This is a genomic window from Streptococcus gallinaceus, from assembly GCF_040545695.1.
Lineage (GTDB): Bacteria > Bacillota > Bacilli > Lactobacillales > Streptococcaceae > Streptococcus > Streptococcus gallinaceus.
In genome coordinates, this window is the sequence record NZ_JBEPMK010000002.1 from 292,850 (window position 1) to 311,159 (window position 18,310).

The 18,310-nt window shown below is 38.5% G+C and carries 21 protein-coding genes and 1 tRNA gene; 2 read left to right on the forward strand and 20 right to left on the reverse strand.

Translation table 11 applies throughout. From position 1 onward, the window contains the following. Positions 1 to 11 precede the first annotated feature (11 nt). The 10 genes from ABID27_RS03685 to ABID27_RS03730 all read right to left on the reverse strand — a co-directional run bounded on the left by ABID27_RS03685 (position 12) and on the right by ABID27_RS03730 (position 8,311). Positions 12 to 836 (reverse strand): carbohydrate ABC transporter permease, encoded by an 825-nt coding sequence (locus ABID27_RS03685; protein ID WP_253363551.1) that lies wholly within the window; start codon positions 834 to 836, stop codon positions 12 to 14. Then, positions 829 to 1,701, reverse strand: a complete 873-nt coding sequence (locus tag ABID27_RS03690) for a carbohydrate ABC transporter permease (protein ID WP_253363549.1) — start codon at positions 1,699 to 1,701, stop codon at positions 829 to 831. The genes ABID27_RS03685 and ABID27_RS03690 overlap by 8 nt, the downstream gene beginning before the upstream one ends. Before the next feature lie 102 nt (positions 1,702 to 1,803). Then, positions 1,804 to 3,099: an ABC transporter substrate-binding protein gene (locus ABID27_RS03695; protein WP_354280329.1), complete on the reverse strand. Its 1,296-nt coding sequence runs from the start codon at positions 3,097 to 3,099 to the stop codon at positions 1,804 to 1,806. A 282-nt stretch (positions 3,100 to 3,381) separates the two neighbouring features. Further along, the gene (locus ABID27_RS03700; protein WP_354280331.1) at positions 3,382 to 4,377 is read right to left on the reverse strand and encodes an ornithine cyclodeaminase family protein; all 996 of its coding nucleotides are present in this window, start codon (positions 4,375 to 4,377) and stop codon (positions 3,382 to 3,384) included. Between the two features lie 18 nt (positions 4,378 to 4,395). Continuing rightward, entirely contained in the window at positions 4,396 to 5,253 is an 858-nt protein-coding gene (locus ABID27_RS03705) for a sulfite exporter TauE/SafE family protein (RefSeq protein ID WP_253363543.1), read from the reverse strand. 13 nt (positions 5,254 to 5,266) lie between these two features. Next, positions 5,267 to 6,052, reverse strand: coding sequence for a TrmB family transcriptional regulator (locus tag ABID27_RS03710; protein ID WP_253363541.1), 786 nt, complete (start codon positions 6,050 to 6,052; stop codon positions 5,267 to 5,269). 405 nt (positions 6,053 to 6,457) lie between these two features. Beyond that, positions 6,458 to 7,018 (reverse strand): TMEM175 family protein, encoded by a 561-nt coding sequence (locus ABID27_RS03715; protein ID WP_354280333.1) that lies wholly within the window; start codon positions 7,016 to 7,018, stop codon positions 6,458 to 6,460. Positions 7,019 to 7,020: 2 nt separating this feature from the next. Then, complete coding sequence (locus ABID27_RS03720) at positions 7,021 to 7,236, reverse strand: DUF3955 domain-containing protein (protein WP_354280335.1); 216 nt, start codon at positions 7,234 to 7,236, stop codon at positions 7,021 to 7,023. Positions 7,237 to 7,248: 12 nt separating this feature from the next. After that, complete coding sequence (locus ABID27_RS03725) at positions 7,249 to 7,860, reverse strand: glutathione S-transferase family protein (RefSeq protein ID WP_354280337.1); 612 nt, start codon at positions 7,858 to 7,860, stop codon at positions 7,249 to 7,251. A gap of 217 nt (positions 7,861 to 8,077) precedes the next feature. Beyond that, complete coding sequence (locus ABID27_RS03730; protein ID WP_354280472.1) at positions 8,078 to 8,311, reverse strand: single-stranded DNA-binding protein; 234 nt, start codon at positions 8,309 to 8,311, stop codon at positions 8,078 to 8,080. 383 nt (positions 8,312 to 8,694) lie between these two features. On the opposite strand from ABID27_RS03730, the gene ABID27_RS03735 reads away from it, so the two are divergent. Continuing rightward, positions 8,695 to 9,465: a trypsin-like serine peptidase gene (locus ABID27_RS03735; protein ID WP_354280339.1), complete on the forward strand. Its 771-nt coding sequence runs from the start codon at positions 8,695 to 8,697 to the stop codon at positions 9,463 to 9,465. Between the two features lie 179 nt (positions 9,466 to 9,644). Here the strand turns inward: ABID27_RS03735 and ABID27_RS03740 are convergent, their stop codons facing one another. From ABID27_RS03740 to ABID27_RS03775, 8 genes are all read right to left on the reverse strand, one after another. Further along, complete coding sequence (locus tag ABID27_RS03740; RefSeq protein WP_354280341.1) at positions 9,645 to 10,640, reverse strand: YdcF family protein; 996 nt, start codon at positions 10,638 to 10,640, stop codon at positions 9,645 to 9,647. 35 nt (positions 10,641 to 10,675) lie between these two features. After that, complete coding sequence (locus tag ABID27_RS03745) at positions 10,676 to 11,458, reverse strand: TraX family protein (protein ID WP_253363523.1); 783 nt, start codon at positions 11,456 to 11,458, stop codon at positions 10,676 to 10,678. Between the two features lie 565 nt (positions 11,459 to 12,023). Further along, positions 12,024 to 12,096: transfer RNA gene (locus ABID27_RS03750), tRNA-Thr, on the reverse strand. Positions 12,097 to 12,167: 71 nt separating this feature from the next. Beyond that, positions 12,168 to 13,511: an MFS transporter gene (locus tag ABID27_RS03755; RefSeq protein ID WP_354280343.1), complete on the reverse strand. Its 1,344-nt coding sequence runs from the start codon at positions 13,509 to 13,511 to the stop codon at positions 12,168 to 12,170. A gap of 150 nt (positions 13,512 to 13,661) precedes the next feature. Beyond that, positions 13,662 to 14,654 carry a PhoH family protein gene (locus ABID27_RS03760; RefSeq protein WP_354280345.1) on the reverse strand — a complete coding sequence of 331 codons (993 nt, stop codon included), beginning with the start codon at positions 14,652 to 14,654 and terminating at the stop codon, positions 13,662 to 13,664. A gap of 69 nt (positions 14,655 to 14,723) precedes the next feature. Continuing rightward, the gene (locus ABID27_RS03765; protein WP_354280347.1) at positions 14,724 to 15,188 is read right to left on the reverse strand and encodes an NUDIX hydrolase; all 465 of its coding nucleotides are present in this window, start codon (positions 15,186 to 15,188) and stop codon (positions 14,724 to 14,726) included. 1 nt (position 15,189) lies between these two features. Next, positions 15,190 to 15,405 (reverse strand): YozE family protein, encoded by a 216-nt coding sequence (locus tag ABID27_RS03770; protein WP_253363515.1) that lies wholly within the window; start codon positions 15,403 to 15,405, stop codon positions 15,190 to 15,192. Positions 15,406 to 15,420: 15 nt separating this feature from the next. Further along, on the reverse strand, positions 15,421 to 16,341 hold the full coding sequence (locus tag ABID27_RS03775; protein WP_354280349.1) for a 2-dehydropantoate 2-reductase: 921 nt from the start codon (positions 16,339 to 16,341) through the stop codon (positions 15,421 to 15,423). Between the two features lie 73 nt (positions 16,342 to 16,414). Between ABID27_RS03775 and ABID27_RS03780 the strand changes: the two genes are divergently transcribed. Beyond that, complete coding sequence (locus ABID27_RS03780; RefSeq protein ID WP_354280351.1) at positions 16,415 to 16,834, forward strand: EVE domain-containing protein; 420 nt, start codon at positions 16,415 to 16,417, stop codon at positions 16,832 to 16,834. Here ABID27_RS03780 and cvfB read toward each other — a convergent pair. Both cvfB and frr read right to left on the reverse strand, forming a co-directional pair. After that, positions 16,831 to 17,685, reverse strand: coding sequence for an RNA-binding virulence regulatory protein CvfB (gene cvfB / locus ABID27_RS03785; RefSeq protein ID WP_354280353.1), 855 nt, complete (start codon positions 17,683 to 17,685; stop codon positions 16,831 to 16,833). The two genes, ABID27_RS03780 and cvfB, sit on opposite strands and share 4 nt — an antisense overlap. Before the next feature lie 56 nt (positions 17,686 to 17,741). Then, the gene (gene frr / locus ABID27_RS03790; RefSeq protein ID WP_354280355.1) at positions 17,742 to 18,299 is read right to left on the reverse strand and encodes a ribosome recycling factor; all 558 of its coding nucleotides are present in this window, start codon (positions 18,297 to 18,299) and stop codon (positions 17,742 to 17,744) included. Positions 18,300 to 18,310: the final 11 nt, after the last annotated feature.

The following is an 18,310-nucleotide window of genomic DNA, read 5'->3' on the forward strand; positions in this document are numbered from 1 at the left end:
TATTTCTCCTATTACTTGATGGAACCAAGCATACCGGCTACAAAGTGTTTTTGTAAAATAAAGAAAATCAAGGCGGTTGGTAAAGTCGCTAGGACAATAGCCGTCATAATCACACCATAATCCGGTGAGTAACTTGAGCCAAGATTTGAAATCAGCAATGGAATCGTCTGATTTTCTGGTGTTTGTAAAACAATCAATGGCCAGAGATAGTTATTCCAAGCAGACAAGAAAGTAATGATTCCTGCTGCGGCATAGGTTGTTTTCATAGATGGCATGTAAATACGAATAAAGCAACCTAATTCTGACAACCCATCAATCCGTCCCGCTTCCAACAAATCCTTAGGAAACATTTTCGTATTTTGACGGAAATAGAAAATTAAGAAAGCTGTAGAAATATAGGGCAAAATCGCTGCGGCATAAGTATCAATCCCAATAATTGGAACTGTATTGGACAAGCTACCAAATAAGCGGAAAAGCGGAATCATCAGAGAAGCAAATGGAATCATCATGGCCAACATGAGGACATTAAAAACAATATCCTTGTATTTGGATCGATAAATTTCAAAGCCATAGCCAGCTAAGGAAGCGAAAAACAAGGCTAATACAGTCTGCAAAACAGATATAACAGCTGAATTTTTCAAAGCACGAGCAATATCTGCTGTTTCAAAAAGATTTTTTAAATTCTCAAAAAAGTAACCTCCAGGAAGAAGACGACCATTTGTCACATCAATTGATTTATTTGTCGCACTCACCAAAAGGAAATAAAATGGGAATGCAAAAACAATGGACATCAAACCTAGAAAGATATAGGAGCCAATATTCTTATTTTTAGTCATCACGTCCACCTACCTTAAATTGCATAATCGAGAAGATTATCACTAAAATCACAATACCATAAGACACCGCTGCTGCATAACCAAAATCTGGGGTATATTTGAACGATAAATTATAAATATACTGAGAAATGGTCATCGTAGCATTACCTGGTCCACCATTAGTAATATTCATCGGCTCATCAAAAAGTTGCAAGGTTCCGATTGTAGACGTAATGGAAGTAAATAAAATAACCGGTTTTAATAGAGGCATGGTAATCTTGAAAAATTGTTGACGTTCATTTGCCCCATCAATCCTTGCCGCTTCATAGACCTGCGGGTCGATATTTTGCAAAGCAGACAAGAAGAAAATCATATTGTAACCCGTCCACCGCCAAGTAATCGCAATGACAATCAATACTTTGGCTAAAACTGGATCTGACAACCACAGTATCGGGTCAGAAATCAGGTGTAAACTCATCAAAAACTTATTGATAATCCCATCATTTTGAAACAAATACTTAAAAACAATAGAATAAGCTACTAAAGACGTTACCGCTGGTAAAAAAACAATTGTTCGAAACATCCCTTTGAATTTGAGTGTTTTTTTATTGAGAAGCACTGAAAAATACATGGCCAAAATAACCATAATCGGAACTTGAAAAACCAAGAATATCAAGGTATTTTTCACTGCAACAACAAAATCTGGATCTTTGAACAATCGACTATAGTTCTTCAATCCTACAAATTCCATATTTACCCCTTTGCCTGATTGAAGCGAAAGAATAAAGGATTGAATCATTGGATAAAAGTAGAATAGAAAGACAAGGGCAACCGGCACTGCAATAAAGAGCCACCCGACAATTTGTTTTTTTAGATGTGATTTCATTCTTCACAACCTTTCCTAAAATCGAAAGCGGATAAAACCTTCGACTGATATCAAAGAATTCTATCCGCACATTTCTCCATCCTAAGACTTTGATTGAAAATCTTATTTGAGCTGATCTTCTGCTTCTTTTTGAGCATCTGACAATATCTTATCAAGATCTCCACCTTTAGAATAATCTTGGAAGGCTTTAGCTAAAATATCTTCGATTTCGTAAGTATTTGATCCATAGTTAACTGCAGGAATTTTTTCTGCCCAGCCAGCAAAATCTTTGTAAATTTCTTGTCCGCCAAAGTAATCAACTTTTGTATTATAAGTGCCTGAGGCAGTAGCTGGTTTGTAGGAACCGATGGCACCGATTTGTTCCGTCAATTGTTTGTAAAGTTCTTCTGAAGAGCCAAATGTTTCCTTCAAGAATTCTGCGGCTTCTTCCTTACCATTTTGATTGATAACATACCATGAAGAACCACCCATGTTTGAAGCATTTACTGAGCCTTCTACAGACTGACGAGGGTAAGGCACTACAGCCCATTTTCCTGATTGAGAAGCTTCAGCTGTGATAGATGGTGTCAACCAATTACCGGCTGGTGCTGACCAAACTGTTCCTTTGTTAAATGCACTAACATACTGAGCCCAGTCATTATGCAAATTCATCAAACCACCATCGTTCAATGTCTTCATGTCTTCAAATGCTTCTTTTAACGCAACATTGTCTTTGATAGTTGGTGTTTTTCCATCTTCTCCTGTGTACCAAGCACCACTTGAGTTAATCATGGCACGAATTTGCCCCAAATCATCCATTTGGTTGGTAATTGCTTTCACACCTGTCTTTTCTTTGACAACTTTGGCAATCTCTGTGTACTGTTTCCAAGTGATATTTTGTAAATCCTCTAGCTTGTAGCCTGCTTTTTCTAAAATATCTGTACGCACATACATCCCTGTTGAAGCTGTATCAAACGGAACATTATAAACTTCCTTATTGTAAGTACCTGCAGCAATCTTATAATCCACAAAGTCCTTGCTATTGATGACATCTGTTAGAGGGAAAAAGCTATCTGGATAAGCAGCTAGAAAACTTTGAGCACGGTAATCTTCAATCAATACAATATTAGGCAGACCTTTTGTAACACCTGAACTAAGAGCCGTATTTAATTTTTGTACAATATCGTCTTGAGCTGATTCTACAATTTTTACTTTTACAGGTTTATCATCTGTCTTTTGGTAAATCTTGTCCGCCAACTCAACCGCTTTTACATTATACTTAGCATCCCAAGCCCAAACTGTAAGTGAATCCACATCAGTTTTATCAGATTTGCTCGCAGACGACGAACCACATCCAGCTAGCACTGCACTAGATACCAAAACACTTGCAACTAGCATACTCACTGTTGATTTTTTCATTGTAGATTTCCTCCTAAATGATTGTTTTTTGATTTTCTACAATGACATCATATCAAATTGTAAGCGTTTTATCAATTATATTTAGTAATAATTTTAAAAATTTACTAAAAATTTCGGAGGAATCTTTTATATTCTCCAGGAAGCGACAAAGTAAAAACTCATAAGTGTTTCTCTGTGCATTTGCAGCTTGAAGCAAACTAGCAAATCCGAAAAACACCTATGAGTTCTACCGGTAGTTAGTAAGGTAAGAATAAATCCGTAGACCTATTCGCATCCTTTTTTTTAAAAATCAATTTGAGTTCCAATACCATTTTTAATGGCTTTTTCAACAATTATTTGAGCAGTCACAATATCTAGAACAGCTGAGCCCACGCTCTTAAAAACAGTGATGTCTTCCTTGCTTTGACGACCATGAATATTTCCAAGAAGCAAATCACCCAATTCTCCGGTGTAATCTTCTTTGGTCAACAGTCCTTTTTTAATCGGTTCTAAAATATCTCCTGCTTCTGCTAATACCCCGTCATTGGTATCAAAGACAACTGCATTCGCTTTAACCAATAATTCTGCCGGTAATTCCAACATTTCAGGTGTGTAGGCTCCGATACCATTGATATGGGCTCCTTTTTTCACATCTGCTGCGTCAAAAGTATTGACCTTAGAGGTAGTGACTGTTGTGATAACATCTGCATCTGTTACAGCTTCTTTTGCTGTTTCTACCGCATAAATCTTCGTTGCAAAAGTATCCGCTACATCCTTACTTAATTGTTCAGCAAAGGATAGTGCCCGCTGAAAATCAATATCAAACACGCGTAATTCCTCTAAATGACGAGCTGTCATCATGGCAATCGCTTGCTGGTAACCTTGTCCACCTGTTCCGATAAGCCCAGCGATTTTTGCATCTGGATTAGCCAATTCTTCTGTTCCAGCTCCTTGAATTGCCGCTGTACGCAATTGTGTCAAATAAGTGCCGTCTAACACAGCCGATACAATCCCTGTCTCTGGGTCAAGAGTGACCATGGTGGCAGGTACAGAAGGCAATCCTTTTTCAATATTTTCAGGATAGACAGACACAATTTTCACACCAAGAGCATTCTGTTCGCCCCGCGTCACTGCAGGCATATATAAACTTTGTCCATAGTAGTCAACTACATCCAAATTTGTGCGCAAGGGCACTGTCGCATTCCCAGATGAATACAATCGAACAGCATCCTTAGCCGCTGCAATCGCATCTTTCATTGAAAAACATTCTTGGATGTCTGATTTCGTTAAAATAAGCATATTCTTTCCTCCAGACTCTTAATTTTTCTTCAACATACCGTAGGCACTATACAAGAGAATAAATGCAACAAACCATTGCAGGATAGCTGTATTTAAACTTGTAACCACAAAGACTGCACAGAGCACACCTAGGACACCAAAAGTTGATGTAAATAGGGTGATTTTACGACTGTATTCTCCAGATTTGACAAACTGCACACTACCAACTGGTACAGAGAAAGTCGCTGCCCCCATCATGATTGGGAAGGCCACTGCTGGATTTAATCCCAAAAGATAGACTGTAATCATCGTGAGAGCGTAGGAACCAATACCGATATTATTCAAGGCTCCAAAAATCGCCAAAGCAATTGCTGCAATCACTAATTTAATTCCTGTTAATGCAGTCGCATCGCCACCACCTGGCAAAAATCCAAATTTCCCACCTAAGATAATCAAGGATGCGATAATCATCCCAATCCCAATTGACACTTTCAGCTTATCAGCAGGTAACTTAACCGCAAATTTTGCTCCAAAATATGAACCAACCATTTGGCTAACAATACAGACAATCAAGGTTACCACACTAACTTCAATTTTTGTAATGTAGGCCAACGCCATCACAGCAACTGGAATTGTACATTGGGTATTCAATGTACCTGGCAATTTTTTCACACTCGTCCAATTTAGTTTTGGATACAAACTGGTACTAATCGCAAAGTCTGAAATACCAACTGTTGATAAGAAAAAGATAATCGCACTCGTAAACGGAAGAGCAATCGTATTTGCTTTTTCCGACATAATTTCATTTCTATGAACCAATAAATCTTTCACAAAAATAACGGCAAAATACGCATTCACAACAACAACTAATAACAATAAAATATCTTTGAATGACATTTTTTAATCTCCATCAATAAATCTTGCGGATTCCTTCGAAATCCTTTCCATAGTCGTTTTGTAATTCTGGTCTGTGCTCTTGAATGATTTTTAACGTATAGGCATCGTGTTTCACGTACTCTTTTGCAAGAAGTCGCATAGCTTTATTGTGGCTCCAAATAACGTCACAATGGTCATCCACCGTGCCAAATAATACAATATCATCATCACAGACTAAATTTACCCAACGGCCATCCATATCTCGAATCTTGTCTGCTTCAAATCCATGAGGATAAAAACGCTTGAATGGCAAGTCATAATGGCCGCTATTGCTAAAGAGAATACAAACAAAGGTCTCTAAACGAGCCTCCGCATCCCGTAAAGCATTGATAATATCTGGGGTTAACTCATCTTCCCAAATTTGAATGTATAAACTGCTTTTCGTATGCTCAATCATGTATAGCAACTTCAACAAAGTTGCTTCCCTATGCTCTAATTGCCATAATAAGGTGTCTTTCTCCTTTTCTTTAACCCCAGACAAATGATCCTTTAAATAATCAATATCACTCAAAGTCGAATGCTTTAGCATGCTCACAAGCTCCTCTGGTGACAAGGCTGAGTATAATTTAGGTTCACTTTTATTGACCAGTACGACTCCTCTTTTTACCAACTTTTCTAAGCTATTGTATACTTTTGATCTTGGCACACCAGATTTTTTACTCACTTCATATCCGGTCATCAAGCCATTTTCAACCAAAGTTAAATAGATATTTGTTTCAGATTCAGCAAAGCCAAACTGTTTCATTTTTTGAACCAGCATATATACTCCTTTTTAGTAGCTACTTACAAGAGCTACTATACTCCTAAATGCGTTTTCTGTCAATATAAAATTGTGATTTTTTTAACATTCTTTACATTAGTGTGTAGAAACAAAAAACAACCCTGCAAAACAAGGTTGTCTCTATAACTATTATGATGGTTATCGAAATCGTTGAAATGCCAATAAAAGCCAGTTCTGTCATATTTTAAGTTAAAATTTAGTAAATTCCAAACATTTATTTCTCTCGAATAACTCATAATTTTACGAACAGCCTCATATTGATCATAAATTACCTTTTGTAATACATATCTCCATAAGTTTAGTTTGTTCAAGCTGTAAAAAACTCTTAGAAACTGAATCCTAAGAGCTCTATATACTTTTTAATAAGAATAAGTTTGAAATAACTTAAAACATCTTACTAATACGTTGATCAGGAATAAACCAGATAATCGCTACCAAAATAACACCGATTAGAGATAAATAAGGAGATAATGGAGCAACCAAAAACGAAATAAGATAGACAATAATAGAAATTTTGCCTTTATAGTCTGATCCTAAAACGGCATGTAGTTCATTGTTTATTTTTCTAACCTGATTTTGGAAAATATAGTAAGCTACTCCAGTTATAAATAAGACAAAACAGTATGTCATAACTGGTATAACACTGTTGTAGAATCTATTAAGCCATGCTGTCGCCCATGGGATAAGCGATATGCAAAACAACCAAAACATATTAGACCAAAGTATTGTAGAAGTCACTCTAGTAATACTTTTCGCAAGGTGGTGATGATTATTCCAGTAAATTGCAACATATAAAAAACTCAGAACATAGGCTAGTATGGTGGGAAGAGAAGAATATAACCCTGCAAGACTATCTGTATTTGGAATTTTTAATTCTAAAACCATAATTGTAATAATGATTGCCAATACACCATCACTAAATGCTTCTAGTCGAGATCCAGACATATTTAACTCTTCTTTCCAAATTTTTTATAGAACCATAGCATAAATAAAAGTAAGCCAAGGAATATGAATAAGAATCCTGTAGGAACAAGAAAAAAATATTCATGTAGTACACCTTGTTTATCAATGTATTCTGGGCCAATACTCTTTGCCACAAAACTCAGAACTCCAAGAAAAAAAGATAATGTGGCGAAAACCCGTAGCCAATCCATATTTTTCATTTATCCCCCCCTCTATTGATTAGCCTGCTCCAGAACAGATTGGACAACAGGGTCCTGCATCATTTGTTCCATAAAGGTTGACAAATGTGGGTAATCTTTCCAGGTCTTAGGCGTCTTTTCAGACCAGAGTGCCATGACAAATGCATAAGCATCGGCTACACTACGCTTATTTTGATACACATGTCCTCTGTCTCCGATAAGATGATCCAGATGATTCATAACCTTGTCGATGAGCGGATAAGACGCTTCACGGACATTCTCTAAATCAGCTGTTTTTTTAGAAACAGTATAGCGAAATGGCACAAACATGGGCCAAAAGGCTGGATGGAAATCTCCTGTTAAGAAGGCCATGGTTTCATTGAATTCAAATTGGTTTTCAAGACCTTCTGCGCTACCAAGCTGGCTTTCAGGGTATTTTTCTGCAATATACTGCAAAATCGCATCTGCCTGCGTCATCGGTCGAGATAGGCCAATTTCGAGGGCTGGAACCATTGCTAATGGGTTTATCTTCTTGTACTCTTCCGAACGCGGATTAACCTTCTCTACACTATATTCAGCTCCTGCCCATTCCAGAGCAATCCAACAAGCGAGGGCACAGGTCCCTGGTGCATAATAAAGTTTCATCACGATCAAACTCCTTTTTTATTAATTGAACAAACCCAATTATACTACATAGTGCTATTTTTTTCAACTTCCCCTTCTTATTCATAATTTAGTAATATCCTAAAAGAACGCATACAAGAAAACTTCCTGTATGCGTTCTGATTAATTAAAATAAATTTACTGGCTGAGAAGCCGTAAAATCCCCCCTGTTTACACTTCGTGATCACTTCCTTATTCTCTATGCTATCCAGTTACCATGGGTAATATACTGGGAAGTACGACATTGTCCCTGTTGATTTGTATAAGGGCATTGAATAACCTCACACTTGACCAATATTGATGAGCATTTAGAAAGACGCTGAGCTATTATTTCAACTTGTTTACCATATAAGTGAACGGTAATAAAGCTCGGTGAATTATTCTTTTTAGTAAGATTTACTACTTGAGCTATATTGATTGTAAGTTTCCTGATTCACTTGATAAAGGGCTAACACTGCTTTTAAAGCCATCACAGACTTAAGAGATTGCTTCAATAGCCTTCTTTCTATAACCCTAGTTTTCTGACATCTCTAAAAACGCTTTTTAAAACAGTCCTTCAACAACGTATCAAAACCATACAAAAAGCAGGTAAAGTATAAACTATTCCCACTTTAGATAATGTTTTAACAACTTTTCTCCATAATCTTCTAAAAATTCCTCAAGAAAAACAGTGTCCTTTTTAGTCAAAGTAAAAGGATAGATTGGGTCATACATCACTTCATCTTAATTTGTGTATTTTCATAAAAAATTATATAATAAAATTGGGTCTAAGCAAGTTATTAACTGTACTCTATTACATTTCTGGAGGAAATATCTATGAAAAGAAAAATATTTCGTATCTTGTTTGTACTAGGCTTAATGGTCTCTTTCTTTGAAAATGCAGCAGCTGCTACAAAACCCATTGAAGGAACTTCTCTAGCAAATCAATCGCCATATAATTTATCCTATATCTTACAGGTTACAGTTGGCGAAAATAATTACAAAAAAAGTTCAGCAACATTAATTGCCCCCAATATACTATTAACTGTAGCACATGGAATTGCCGATGAGCAGACAGGAAATATATCTGAGGAAACAACTTCTGCAAGTGCTCTTCGCGCCAATCTACCTGCTACTTATACAAACAGCTCCGATATTTATCGTTCTCCAAACAGTGAAAATCCCTTTATTATCTATCCATTTTATTCAGGCGCTTGGAATAGAGTAAATGATATAGCTTTGGTAAAAATTACCGATCCATCATCTGAAACCTCAAACATAAATACCAGTCAAGTACGATTACGAGTTTACCGTAACCTTCAACAGTTAAGAGGTAAAAAATTTACCATTGTTTCAAATACAATCAATCTTCCTGGTCGATGGGTATATGAAACAGGAAAAATTACTAAAATTCGCCCTGACGGCTTGCTGGAAACAAATATTAGTGGAGTCAAAGGACAATCAGGGTCTTCTATTATCGTAGATGGTCAAATTATTGGTATTGCATCTGCTATAGAAAATAATAAACTCCTTATTACACCATTTACAGAACAAACAAAAATAAATTTATTTGATCCAAATGGTATTCTTAATGTAGAATTTTATTAATCTCTATTAACAATCAAAATATACTTGCTTAACCCCTATTTTAGAGCATATCTTGATGTCTACAGGTATGCTCTTTATTTAAGCGAAATTATTTTCGATAAGTTCCTGTTACCTTTCCTATACACATACTTAATTTTTTATCTCTACTAACATTAACTAGGAAAGCCTTTTCTCCTTATCTAAACAAAAAATGAAATGAACCATGAAGCTAAATAAAAGCCGACAATTACTACATGCCATTTCCAATATATCACAACAAGCCCAATAGTTTCTCGTAGCCATGCGCTAGGTAAGTAGTAAAACGCTGTTTTTGAACCAACACTACGACCCTTTAGTCCTAGTTTTCTCATGTAAATTCCTGCTCGTAAAGAATGAAAGCTATTGGTTACAACTAAAAATCGAGGGGTGCCCTTTATTTTTTCAACAACCAATCTTCTGGAAAAAGTCAAATTCTCAAGCGTTGTTGTGGATTTATTTTCAACAAGAAGTTTTTCCTGTTTTATTCCCTTGGCTAAGAGATATTGAGCCATCGCTTGAGCTTCAGAAATAGTCTCATCACTGCCTTGGCCTCCTGAAACAATAATATTGGGTCTTTTATCAAATTTTTCATAGTAAAAGATCCCCTTTTCTAGGCGCTGCTCCAAAAGTGGCGGAATTTTATCTCCAATTAAACCTGATCCCAGTACCACAATGTAATCTGGTTGATAAGTAATCGGAAAAAGATTATAGACAAGACCATAAATCATATAGGATAGGTAAAGGAAACTTCCATAAAACAATAGGGCATCTACCAAATTTATGAGCTTCATTGTAATAAAATAACTTGGTAAAAAATGCAATAAAATTACCAAAACAATCACAACACCATAAAAAAGAGAAAGAAGATTAGCAAATCGTCGTCCCTCAAATGTTAACATCTGTTTTCCATTGAAAAATAGATAAACAGTAGAAAAAACTATACTTAACGGAATCAACAATAATCCCCAAATAAGAATCGCAATTGCTAATTGCTGATCCCAACGTTCCACTTGAATAACAAAATAACCAGCAAGAACAATCACAAATAAAATAAAGGAAATCAAAAAGAGATAAGCGTTCAATAAATGACGAGAATCAACGATAAAAAGAAGTAAAAATATAAGAAAAGGAACACCCCAAAAAAGATGTAGTATCATAACAATATTCTCCTTTTTCTGAATTTATTCAATAATTATTGAATAATGATTTTAATAACATAAATAACTATAAGATGCATTGGATACATAACATAGAATAAATCTTTTTCCCAGCGTTTCCCTTTGCCTCCTCGCTCGCCATTATAAGCCAGAATAAGCGGAACAGCTAACCACTGCATAAATTGATTATCAAATGCTAAATAATGGTATAGATTTGAATAAGTAACTCCAAAAGAATAATAATTAATAACTGCTTTTATAGCCAATAATAAGGAAGTCGTAGCCAATGTCCAAATTGTGGCGTTTTTAGAACTACCAAAATATGCCAATACAAGTCCTAAAGGCAATAGGTATAATCCTCCTTCTGTAAAACAAGTGACCATTACCATTGGAAAAAGCAAAACAAGATATTTCCACTTATTGCGTTCATTTTTTTGAAAACGTTCAACGAGGCAAAAAATAATGAAAAAACACATCAATGTTAGAAAAATATTATTTCCCTCTATCAGCATAAAACCATCAAATTCCTTTGTTACTGGATGATAATAATGTTTGGTTACAATATTTTTTGCAAAATTTATCAAAAACATCACGAACGCACCAGTATATAAACGTCGAAAATACTTTGACCGATTAGAGGTGTAAATAAATCCTTCCATTAATAAATATAGAAATACAGGCGCTACAAATCTACCAACCCAACCTATCCAGTCTGGAAAACCTAACTGATAACCAAAATAGGTGTTTATATGATCAATAATCATACCGACTAGAGCAATTATTTTTAATTGTAAACCTGTTAATCGTAATTGTTTCACTACAACTCTCCTAAAAAATTAGTCTTATCTAATATAGCATAAATAAAATAAAATGAAAACCTCATGACTTAGTCTATGCGCAATTCTATACTACTCTTTCCTTCAATTCAAAAGGCATTCCCTAATCTGTTCAGATATTTTAAAACATAACAAATGCTTTTTAGGTACACTTGTTCCTAAAGAAACATAGATTTTTGGTATATTATCTTATTACATTTATAACAAAACTTCATCCCAACTGCACTGCCCCCATAACGTGAAACATAAGTGAACATGTCACCAACAACGGTAGTATAACAAATATTATCAAGAACTACATCACATTTTATAATGAAACTAGGATTGAATGACATTTTAAAAACCAATCTCCCGTTCAATTCAGGAAATTGGTTTCATAACAGTGTTTTTCTCATGTCCCACTATTGAGGTGTAGCGCCCAACTGCATGTTGTCTTCATATTAAAACACACAATAAAAAGTATTATTCACAATATTTGGTAGACAAGACAAACTTGGTCAAGAAGTTTAAAATTACCAAAATATTTTATGCGCCAATTGCTTAAATATGCTAGTTGCCGGGATTGAACCGGCGACCTCATCCTTACCATGGATGCGCTCTACCGACTGAGCTAAACCAGCGCTTTTCTATTATATCTTAAGTACTCTATTTTTGTCAATAAAAAAATAAGACTGGAAAACCAGACTTATTTCTAGCGTAATTCTTTCTTCTGTCTCAAAAAGATCAGCCCCAGCATAGCCAGTATCACGGTAATCATGACAAAGACCACTGCATTTCGGCCACCGAGACTGGCACCATTTGATAGGCCCGTTACTTCTCCTAGGCTAAATAACTGTGAAGCCACTGCCGTTGCGAAGGCTCCTGCGAATTGTTGGAAGGTGTTGAGCACGCTATTTCCATCCGCAGATTCTTCTTTCGAAAGTTTGGTCAAAGCAGAAGTCACCATGTTGCTGGCTCCGATCCCCATTCCCAACTTGACAATGATATCCGCTAGCAATAACAGCCAAACAGAATTGCCCATTATAAAGAGGAACATGGCTGATAAACCGACGAGTACTGTCACCAAGCCTGCCAGGATTGGCTTAAACGAACCGATTTTATCAAATAAATAGCCTGAAACTGGTGACATAGCAACAACGATAATCGCCCCAGGAAACATGAACATGCCTGCCTGCGTCGAATTTTGTCCCAAAACCAGTTGCAAATGGTTGGGAAGTACGAATGACAAGGCCAAGGGAACAATCTGATAGGCAAACACGCCGTACAATAAGACCACAAATACATGATTGCCAAACACACCCAAGTTAAGCAGACGATTTTTCCGATTGAAATAATAGAAAATGACAAGCCCTAAAAGAGCCGCCGCTAGGAAAATCAGAGATAATTTTTCAATGGATAAAAGCAGGAAGACAAGCCCAATCCCCAAGGAAATGAAAGCTGGAAGATTGAGTTTCTCCGTAATCTCCACTTTTGCACTTGGAATAGACAATAAGCCGACAATGCTGGACCCAATCAAAACTGGGAACAAGAGCACGAAAATCATTTGCCAGCCAAAATGCGCCAAAACAAAGCCACCATAGGTCGGACCAATAGCTGGCGCCAGCAAGGTTGTCATGGCCGCAATCCCCATCATAAAGCCCCGTCTCTCTACAGGCACATAGTGCAAAATGATATGGTACATCAAGGGCAGAGCCAGCCCCGTGCCAATCCCCTGCAACACGCGCCCAATCAAGAGCAAGGACAAGTTAAAGGCAAAACTATCTACCACTACTCCCATGAGAAAAAGGGAATTCGCCATAATAAAAATCTGACGCTCAGAAAAATTTCGAATCAGATAAGCCGATAGAGGCACCGTAGCCGCTACGGCGAGCAGATTGCCCGTTGTCGCCCATTGAATGACAGTCGCTCCCACTCCAAACTCTTTCATGAGAGTTGGAAAGGTCACATTCATTGACGTTTCAAATAAAATACCACAAAAACTCAAAATTGCTGTTGCAATCATCGCTGGTACAACATGCCATTTTTTAGCTGTCATACTTCCTCCTTAAATATCAATGTAAAAACATAATAAAGAACCTAGAAATTTATCCTAGGCCCATTTAATTCTATGAATTAAAATACAAATTGTAGTTCGTATTAACCGAACGAAATCTATTATATCAAATCCCATCCCTAATGACAAGATTTATTTCTCTGCTGTCACAGCTTCGGGGTCAGCTACGCTAACTGGCTGCTCATAAGCATTGATAATCTCAGCCACCACTGGGTGCCGGACCACATCCTTAGCTGAAAAATGCACAAAATCAATCTGCTGAATGGCTTGTAATTTTTCCTGAGCATCAATCAAACCTGATTTTACATTGCGTGGTAGGTCAATCTGACTCGTATCCCCGTTGACAATCATTTTCGAATTGAAACCAAGCCGCGTCAAAAACATTTTCATCTGCATGATAGTCGTATTTTGCGCTTCATCCAGAATGACAAAGGCATCGTCCAAGGTACGCCCACGCATGTAAGCCAGGGGCGCAATCTCAATGATTTCACGCTCCATGAGCCGCGTCGTCTGCTCCTTGCCCAAAATCTGATACAGGGCACCATAAACCGGACGCAAGTAAGGATCCACTTTTTCTTTCAAATCCCCCGGTAGGAAGCCCAAACTCTCACCTGCCTCAACAGCTGGTCGCGTCAGGACAATGCGCTTGACCTGTCCTCGTTTTAAAGCCGTCACTGCCAAGGTCACAGCTAAAAATGTTTTCCCCGTTCCCGCAGGACCAATCCCAAAGACCACGTCGTGCTTTTTGACGCTATCGACATAGACCTTTTGACCCAAGGTCTTGACCCGAATGGGCTTACCATAGTTGTCCTTGATGATTTCTTCTTCATAGAGGGCTACAAACTTATCAATAGTCCCCGCCTGAGCCATGGAGAGAGCTGTCACAACATCTGAAGTATTGACCAACATCCCACGACCAACAAGAACCAAAAGAGCTTGTAGCGTGATGCGAGCTAGCTCGACTGCCTCCTCATCATCCCCTAAAATCTGCACCCGTTCTGTCCGCGCATGGATGACAACTCCTAAATTTTCCTCTACTAAACGCAGATGACGCTCATTACTCCCAAACAGAGCCAGCACATCATCTGGATGACTCAAGGCAATCTCAACCGAAAAATCTTGCACTATTCATTTCTTCCTTTTTTGTTTCTAGCTTCATTATAGCAGAAAATCCCCAAGTGTGGGGATTTCTTATCAGTCTCGAGCTATTCTCAGGGTCAATTCCCTTGGTAATTGCTTTATTTCTTTTTTTATAAATTGTGGATAGACTCTTTCCTCTTGTAATTGGTCAAAATCCAGCCAGAAAAAGTGGTTCTCGCGTCCCTTTTCCACAACAGTAAAGTCAGATTTTCGGATATTAGGTACATCTACAAGGAAATACAAGCACAATTCATGGAAATCTTCCTCGCTGACTTCTTCTCGAAAGAAATTTTGGGACAACCAAAGAGGTCGAACAATCTTGGCTTGTTCCCCCATTTCTTCCTTTATTTCTCGTAAAATAGCGGCTTCTGCATCCTCACCCATGTGCACACGACCTCCTGGCAAGTAGGCATAGGGAGCATTCTCTTCCCGAATCACCAGCAACCTTTCTTGTTGGTGATTCACTGCTGCTACACGAAGATTGAAACGTACAGATTCCGTTTTAAATGAAATATCCATCTCAATGCCCCAAATACTCTTCCCAGATCTGGTCAAAGTGGCCTAAGTTAAAGACAAAACTGGCTTGGTCTTCCAGATAGCGGCTGACTGTATCGAAGTCGTCTGTATGCTTGGGGAAGGTGGTATCCTCAAAAGCATGGTCTGCTAAGATGGCCAGAGGCTCATTGGACTTGGGATTACGCTGGGTCATGAGCCAGCTATAAAATGATTTGCGCATAGTGTCCTTTCTAATCTAACGCAGACCGAGCATGGCCTCTTTGGCGTGAATCATATCGGTTATCATTTGGCAATAAGGCGTCGGAATGCCTGCCCGTTTTCCTTTGAAGACCACAGCCCCATTCAGGTAATCAATCTCCGTGCGCCGCTTGTGCTGAATCAAATCTTGGTGCATAGACGGATAGTGGCTAGAAGCTTTTTTCGAAGTCTCCATGATATAAACCCAAATTGCTTGCTTGTCAATCCCTTCTGCCTCAGACTGGGCAACGGCTATAAATTCATCATAGATATGCTGGACCAGATTGAGACCTGCTTCTGTCCCAAACAACTCTCCAATGGTACAATCCAAAACTGCACAGGTTGGATTCATCACACCATTGACGCAGGCCTTGCGCCAGATGGCTTCAATAACATTGTCGTCATAAGAGGCATTCAGCCCCGCTTCGTTAAACATCTCAATAATCGGTGCAACAGCATCCCCATCTCCCACCATATTTTGGACAGAAAGGCTGCCGGTTCCTTGTAAAAAGGCCTGTCCTGGTCCTTTCAAACCAGCTAACCAAATGGTCACACCGACCATGATATTTTCCTGCGCCAGATAACGACGCATGGTGGTGGCATGTCCCAGTCCGTTCAAGAGGCTAAGAACCTTGGTATTTTCACCGATAATTCCCCGAATATCCTGCAACATTTTAGGGAGTTGGTCAGCCTTAGGCAAGAGGATAATCAGATCCGCAATCTCTGTCGCCTCAGTTGGCTTCATAATCGGCAAACGGACACAGTCCTCAACATCTCCCGTCACCTGAAGACCATTTTCAGAAATAGCTGCGATATGATCTTCCCAGTTATCCAGCAAAATCACACGATGGTTGGTTTTAGACAATTGGTAACCAAAGCGACAACCCATGGCTCCGCTTCCTGCAATATAAACGAGCATACACACCTTCATTTCTAGCAATTGATTGCATTTTTGATGAAACACTCCTATACTATAAAAATCTAGCAAAGGAATGTTTATAAATTATTGGATTGGAGTTGTTTCAAAAGAACACGTGGACCTAGCTGTCAAAGACGGATTTTCCCAAGTAGGTCATGGGAAAAAGGCGTCACTCAGCAGGATGAAAAAGGGCGATTACTTGATTTACTACAGCCCTAAGCTGTCCATGCAAACCAAAGAAGCCTATCAAGCCTTTACCGCACTGGGACAACTGACAGACGATACCGTCTACCAAGTAAACATGAACGAATCCTTTCATCCATTCCGAAAGGATATGGACTACCTACCAATCGTACGCGAATGTCCAATCGACTATGCTCGACAACATCCCGAGTGGAAACAATACGCCAGCCAACTCCACTACGGGCTTTTCCCTGTATCCCGTGAATTTTTCAACTATATTGGAAAATACATGATTGGTCGAGACGGCTAGATGAGCTCTGTCCCAAACTGGTCTTGCTTAATTTTCTTAGCCTTCATCAGCCCACCAAGGGCTTTTTTAAATTGACCTTTTGACAAGCCAAAGGTTGCCTTGATGTCTGCTGGAGAAGACTTATCGTTCAAGGTCATAAAGCCGCCATTGCTTTCCAAGTAGGTCAAAATCATCTGTGCATCATTTTCCAGCATCTCAAAAGAGCGCGGTTTGAGAGAGAGATTGAGGGTACGGTCTACGGCACGGTAGCCAATGACACGCGCATCTAGCACCTGTCCCAAACGCGGTTCTGCATAGCGTTCATTTGGATGAATGAAGCCTAGCATATTGTTGTCTGGCAGATAGACAAAGGTGCCGTTCATTTTCAGACGGAAAACGATGGCTTTAACATTTTGGTTTTGCATATTGTCATAGGCAGGTCCCGCCATCTTTTGGAATTCTTCTTGAAATGCTGGAAGCGCCCAAATACGATCTTTCTTATCTACGCTGTAACGAACATAGAGTTGGTCGCCTTTTTTAGGCCATAATTCCTTTATTTCTGGGAGAATGTCGAGAGACACAACGACTTCCTTGTCCGGCAATCCAGTATCCAAGAACACACCCAAGTCTTTACGGACATCCGTCACTGTTCCCCAACCAAAGGTTTCTTGGGTTGCCGTCACATCTTTGGTCGTCAAACGTGGTTTTTGCTTCATATCCAAGTAAGTAAAGCCTTTAACAGACTCGCCTAGCTTGTGCTGCCCTTCTTCTTTTGCCAAGGCAAAGGTGAAGCCTTCTTTTTGAATAAAATAAAATTGGTCATTTTCATCCGTCACAAGACCGACGATGAAGGTTGCTAATAAATGGTTCATATATTTTTCCTTTAATGTTAAAAAGAGAGCCAGCTCAAACTGACTCAGGCCTTTTCTTATACAGACAGGAGTTCTTTTTCTTTCTCAGCTGTCATATTGTCAATTATCTTGATGGCGTCATCCGTTGCTTTTTGGATGTCCTTTTCAAGAGTTTTCAACTCATCTTCAGTGATTTCTTTTGCTTTTTCAGCCTTTTTGGCATCATCCATAGCATCGCGACGGATATTGCGGATGGCAACTTTTGAGTTTTCTCCGACTTTTTTCACGTCTTTTGCCAAGCTCTTACGTGTTTCTTCTGTCAAAGCTGGGATAACCAAGCGAATGACTGTACCGTCAGATTGTGGTGTTAAGCCAAGGTCTGATGCGTTCAAGGCACGTTCGATTTCTTTCAAGATTGACTTATCAAATGGGGTAATCAAGAGGACACGCGCTTCAGGAACTGTAATCCCTGCTAATTGATTGAGCGGTGTTTCTGCTCCATAATACTCCACAGTGATGCGGTCAAGCAAGCTAGCATTGGCACGACCTGCACGGATTTGACCAAATTCACGAGCCAAACTTTGGTGTGATTGAGCCATACGTTCTTGTGCTTTTGTTACGATTTCTTTCGACATAAAGATTCCTT

Excerpts from the sequence above, each read along its gene's own strand:
- ABID27_RS03685 (WP_253363551.1), bottom strand. The coding sequence starts at position 836 with ATGACTAAAAATAAGAATATTGGCTCCTATATCTTTCTAGGTTTGATG.
- ABID27_RS03690 (WP_253363549.1), bottom strand. The coding sequence starts at position 1,701 with ATGAAATCACATCTAAAAAAACAAATTGTCGGGTGGCTCTTTATTGCA.
- ABID27_RS03695 (WP_354280329.1), bottom strand. The coding sequence starts at position 3,099 with ATGAAAAAATCAACAGTGAGTATGCTAGTTGCAAGTGTTTTGGTATCT.
- ABID27_RS03700 (WP_354280331.1), bottom strand. The coding sequence starts at position 4,377 with ATGCTTATTTTAACGAAATCAGACATCCAAGAATGTTTTTCAATGAAA.
- ABID27_RS03705 (WP_253363543.1), bottom strand. The coding sequence starts at position 5,253 with ATGTCATTCAAAGATATTTTATTGTTATTAGTTGTTGTTGTGAATGCG.
- ABID27_RS03710 (WP_253363541.1), bottom strand. The coding sequence starts at position 6,052 with ATGCTGGTTCAAAAAATGAAACAGTTTGGCTTTGCTGAATCTGAAACA.
- ABID27_RS03715 (WP_354280333.1), bottom strand. The coding sequence starts at position 7,018 with ATGTCTGGATCTCGACTAGAAGCATTTAGTGATGGTGTATTGGCAATC.
- ABID27_RS03720 (WP_354280335.1), bottom strand. The coding sequence starts at position 7,236 with ATGAAAAATATGGATTGGCTACGGGTTTTCGCCACATTATCTTTTTTT.
- ABID27_RS03725 (WP_354280337.1), bottom strand. The coding sequence starts at position 7,860 with ATGAAACTTTATTATGCACCAGGGACCTGTGCCCTCGCTTGTTGGATT.
- ABID27_RS03735 (WP_354280339.1), top strand. The coding sequence starts at position 8,695 with ATGAAAAGAAAAATATTTCGTATCTTGTTTGTACTAGGCTTAATGGTC.
- ABID27_RS03740 (WP_354280341.1), bottom strand. The coding sequence starts at position 10,640 with ATGATACTACATCTTTTTTGGGGTGTTCCTTTTCTTATATTTTTACTT.
- ABID27_RS03755 (WP_354280343.1), bottom strand. The coding sequence starts at position 13,511 with ATGACAGCTAAAAAATGGCATGTTGTACCAGCGATGATTGCAACAGCA.
- ABID27_RS03765 (WP_354280347.1), bottom strand. The coding sequence starts at position 15,188 with ATGGATATTTCATTTAAAACGGAATCTGTACGTTTCAATCTTCGTGTA.
- ABID27_RS03770 (WP_253363515.1), bottom strand. The coding sequence starts at position 15,405 with ATGCGCAAATCATTTTATAGCTGGCTCATGACCCAGCGTAATCCCAAG.
- ABID27_RS03775 (WP_354280349.1), bottom strand. The coding sequence starts at position 16,341 with ATGCTCGTTTATATTGCAGGAAGCGGAGCCATGGGTTGTCGCTTTGGT.
- ABID27_RS03780 (WP_354280351.1), top strand. The coding sequence starts at position 16,415 with ATGTTTATAAATTATTGGATTGGAGTTGTTTCAAAAGAACACGTGGAC.
- cvfB (WP_354280353.1), bottom strand. The coding sequence starts at position 17,685 with ATGAACCATTTATTAGCAACCTTCATCGTCGGTCTTGTGACGGATGAA.
- frr (WP_354280355.1), bottom strand. The coding sequence starts at position 18,299 with ATGTCGAAAGAAATCGTAACAAAAGCACAAGAACGTATGGCTCAATCA.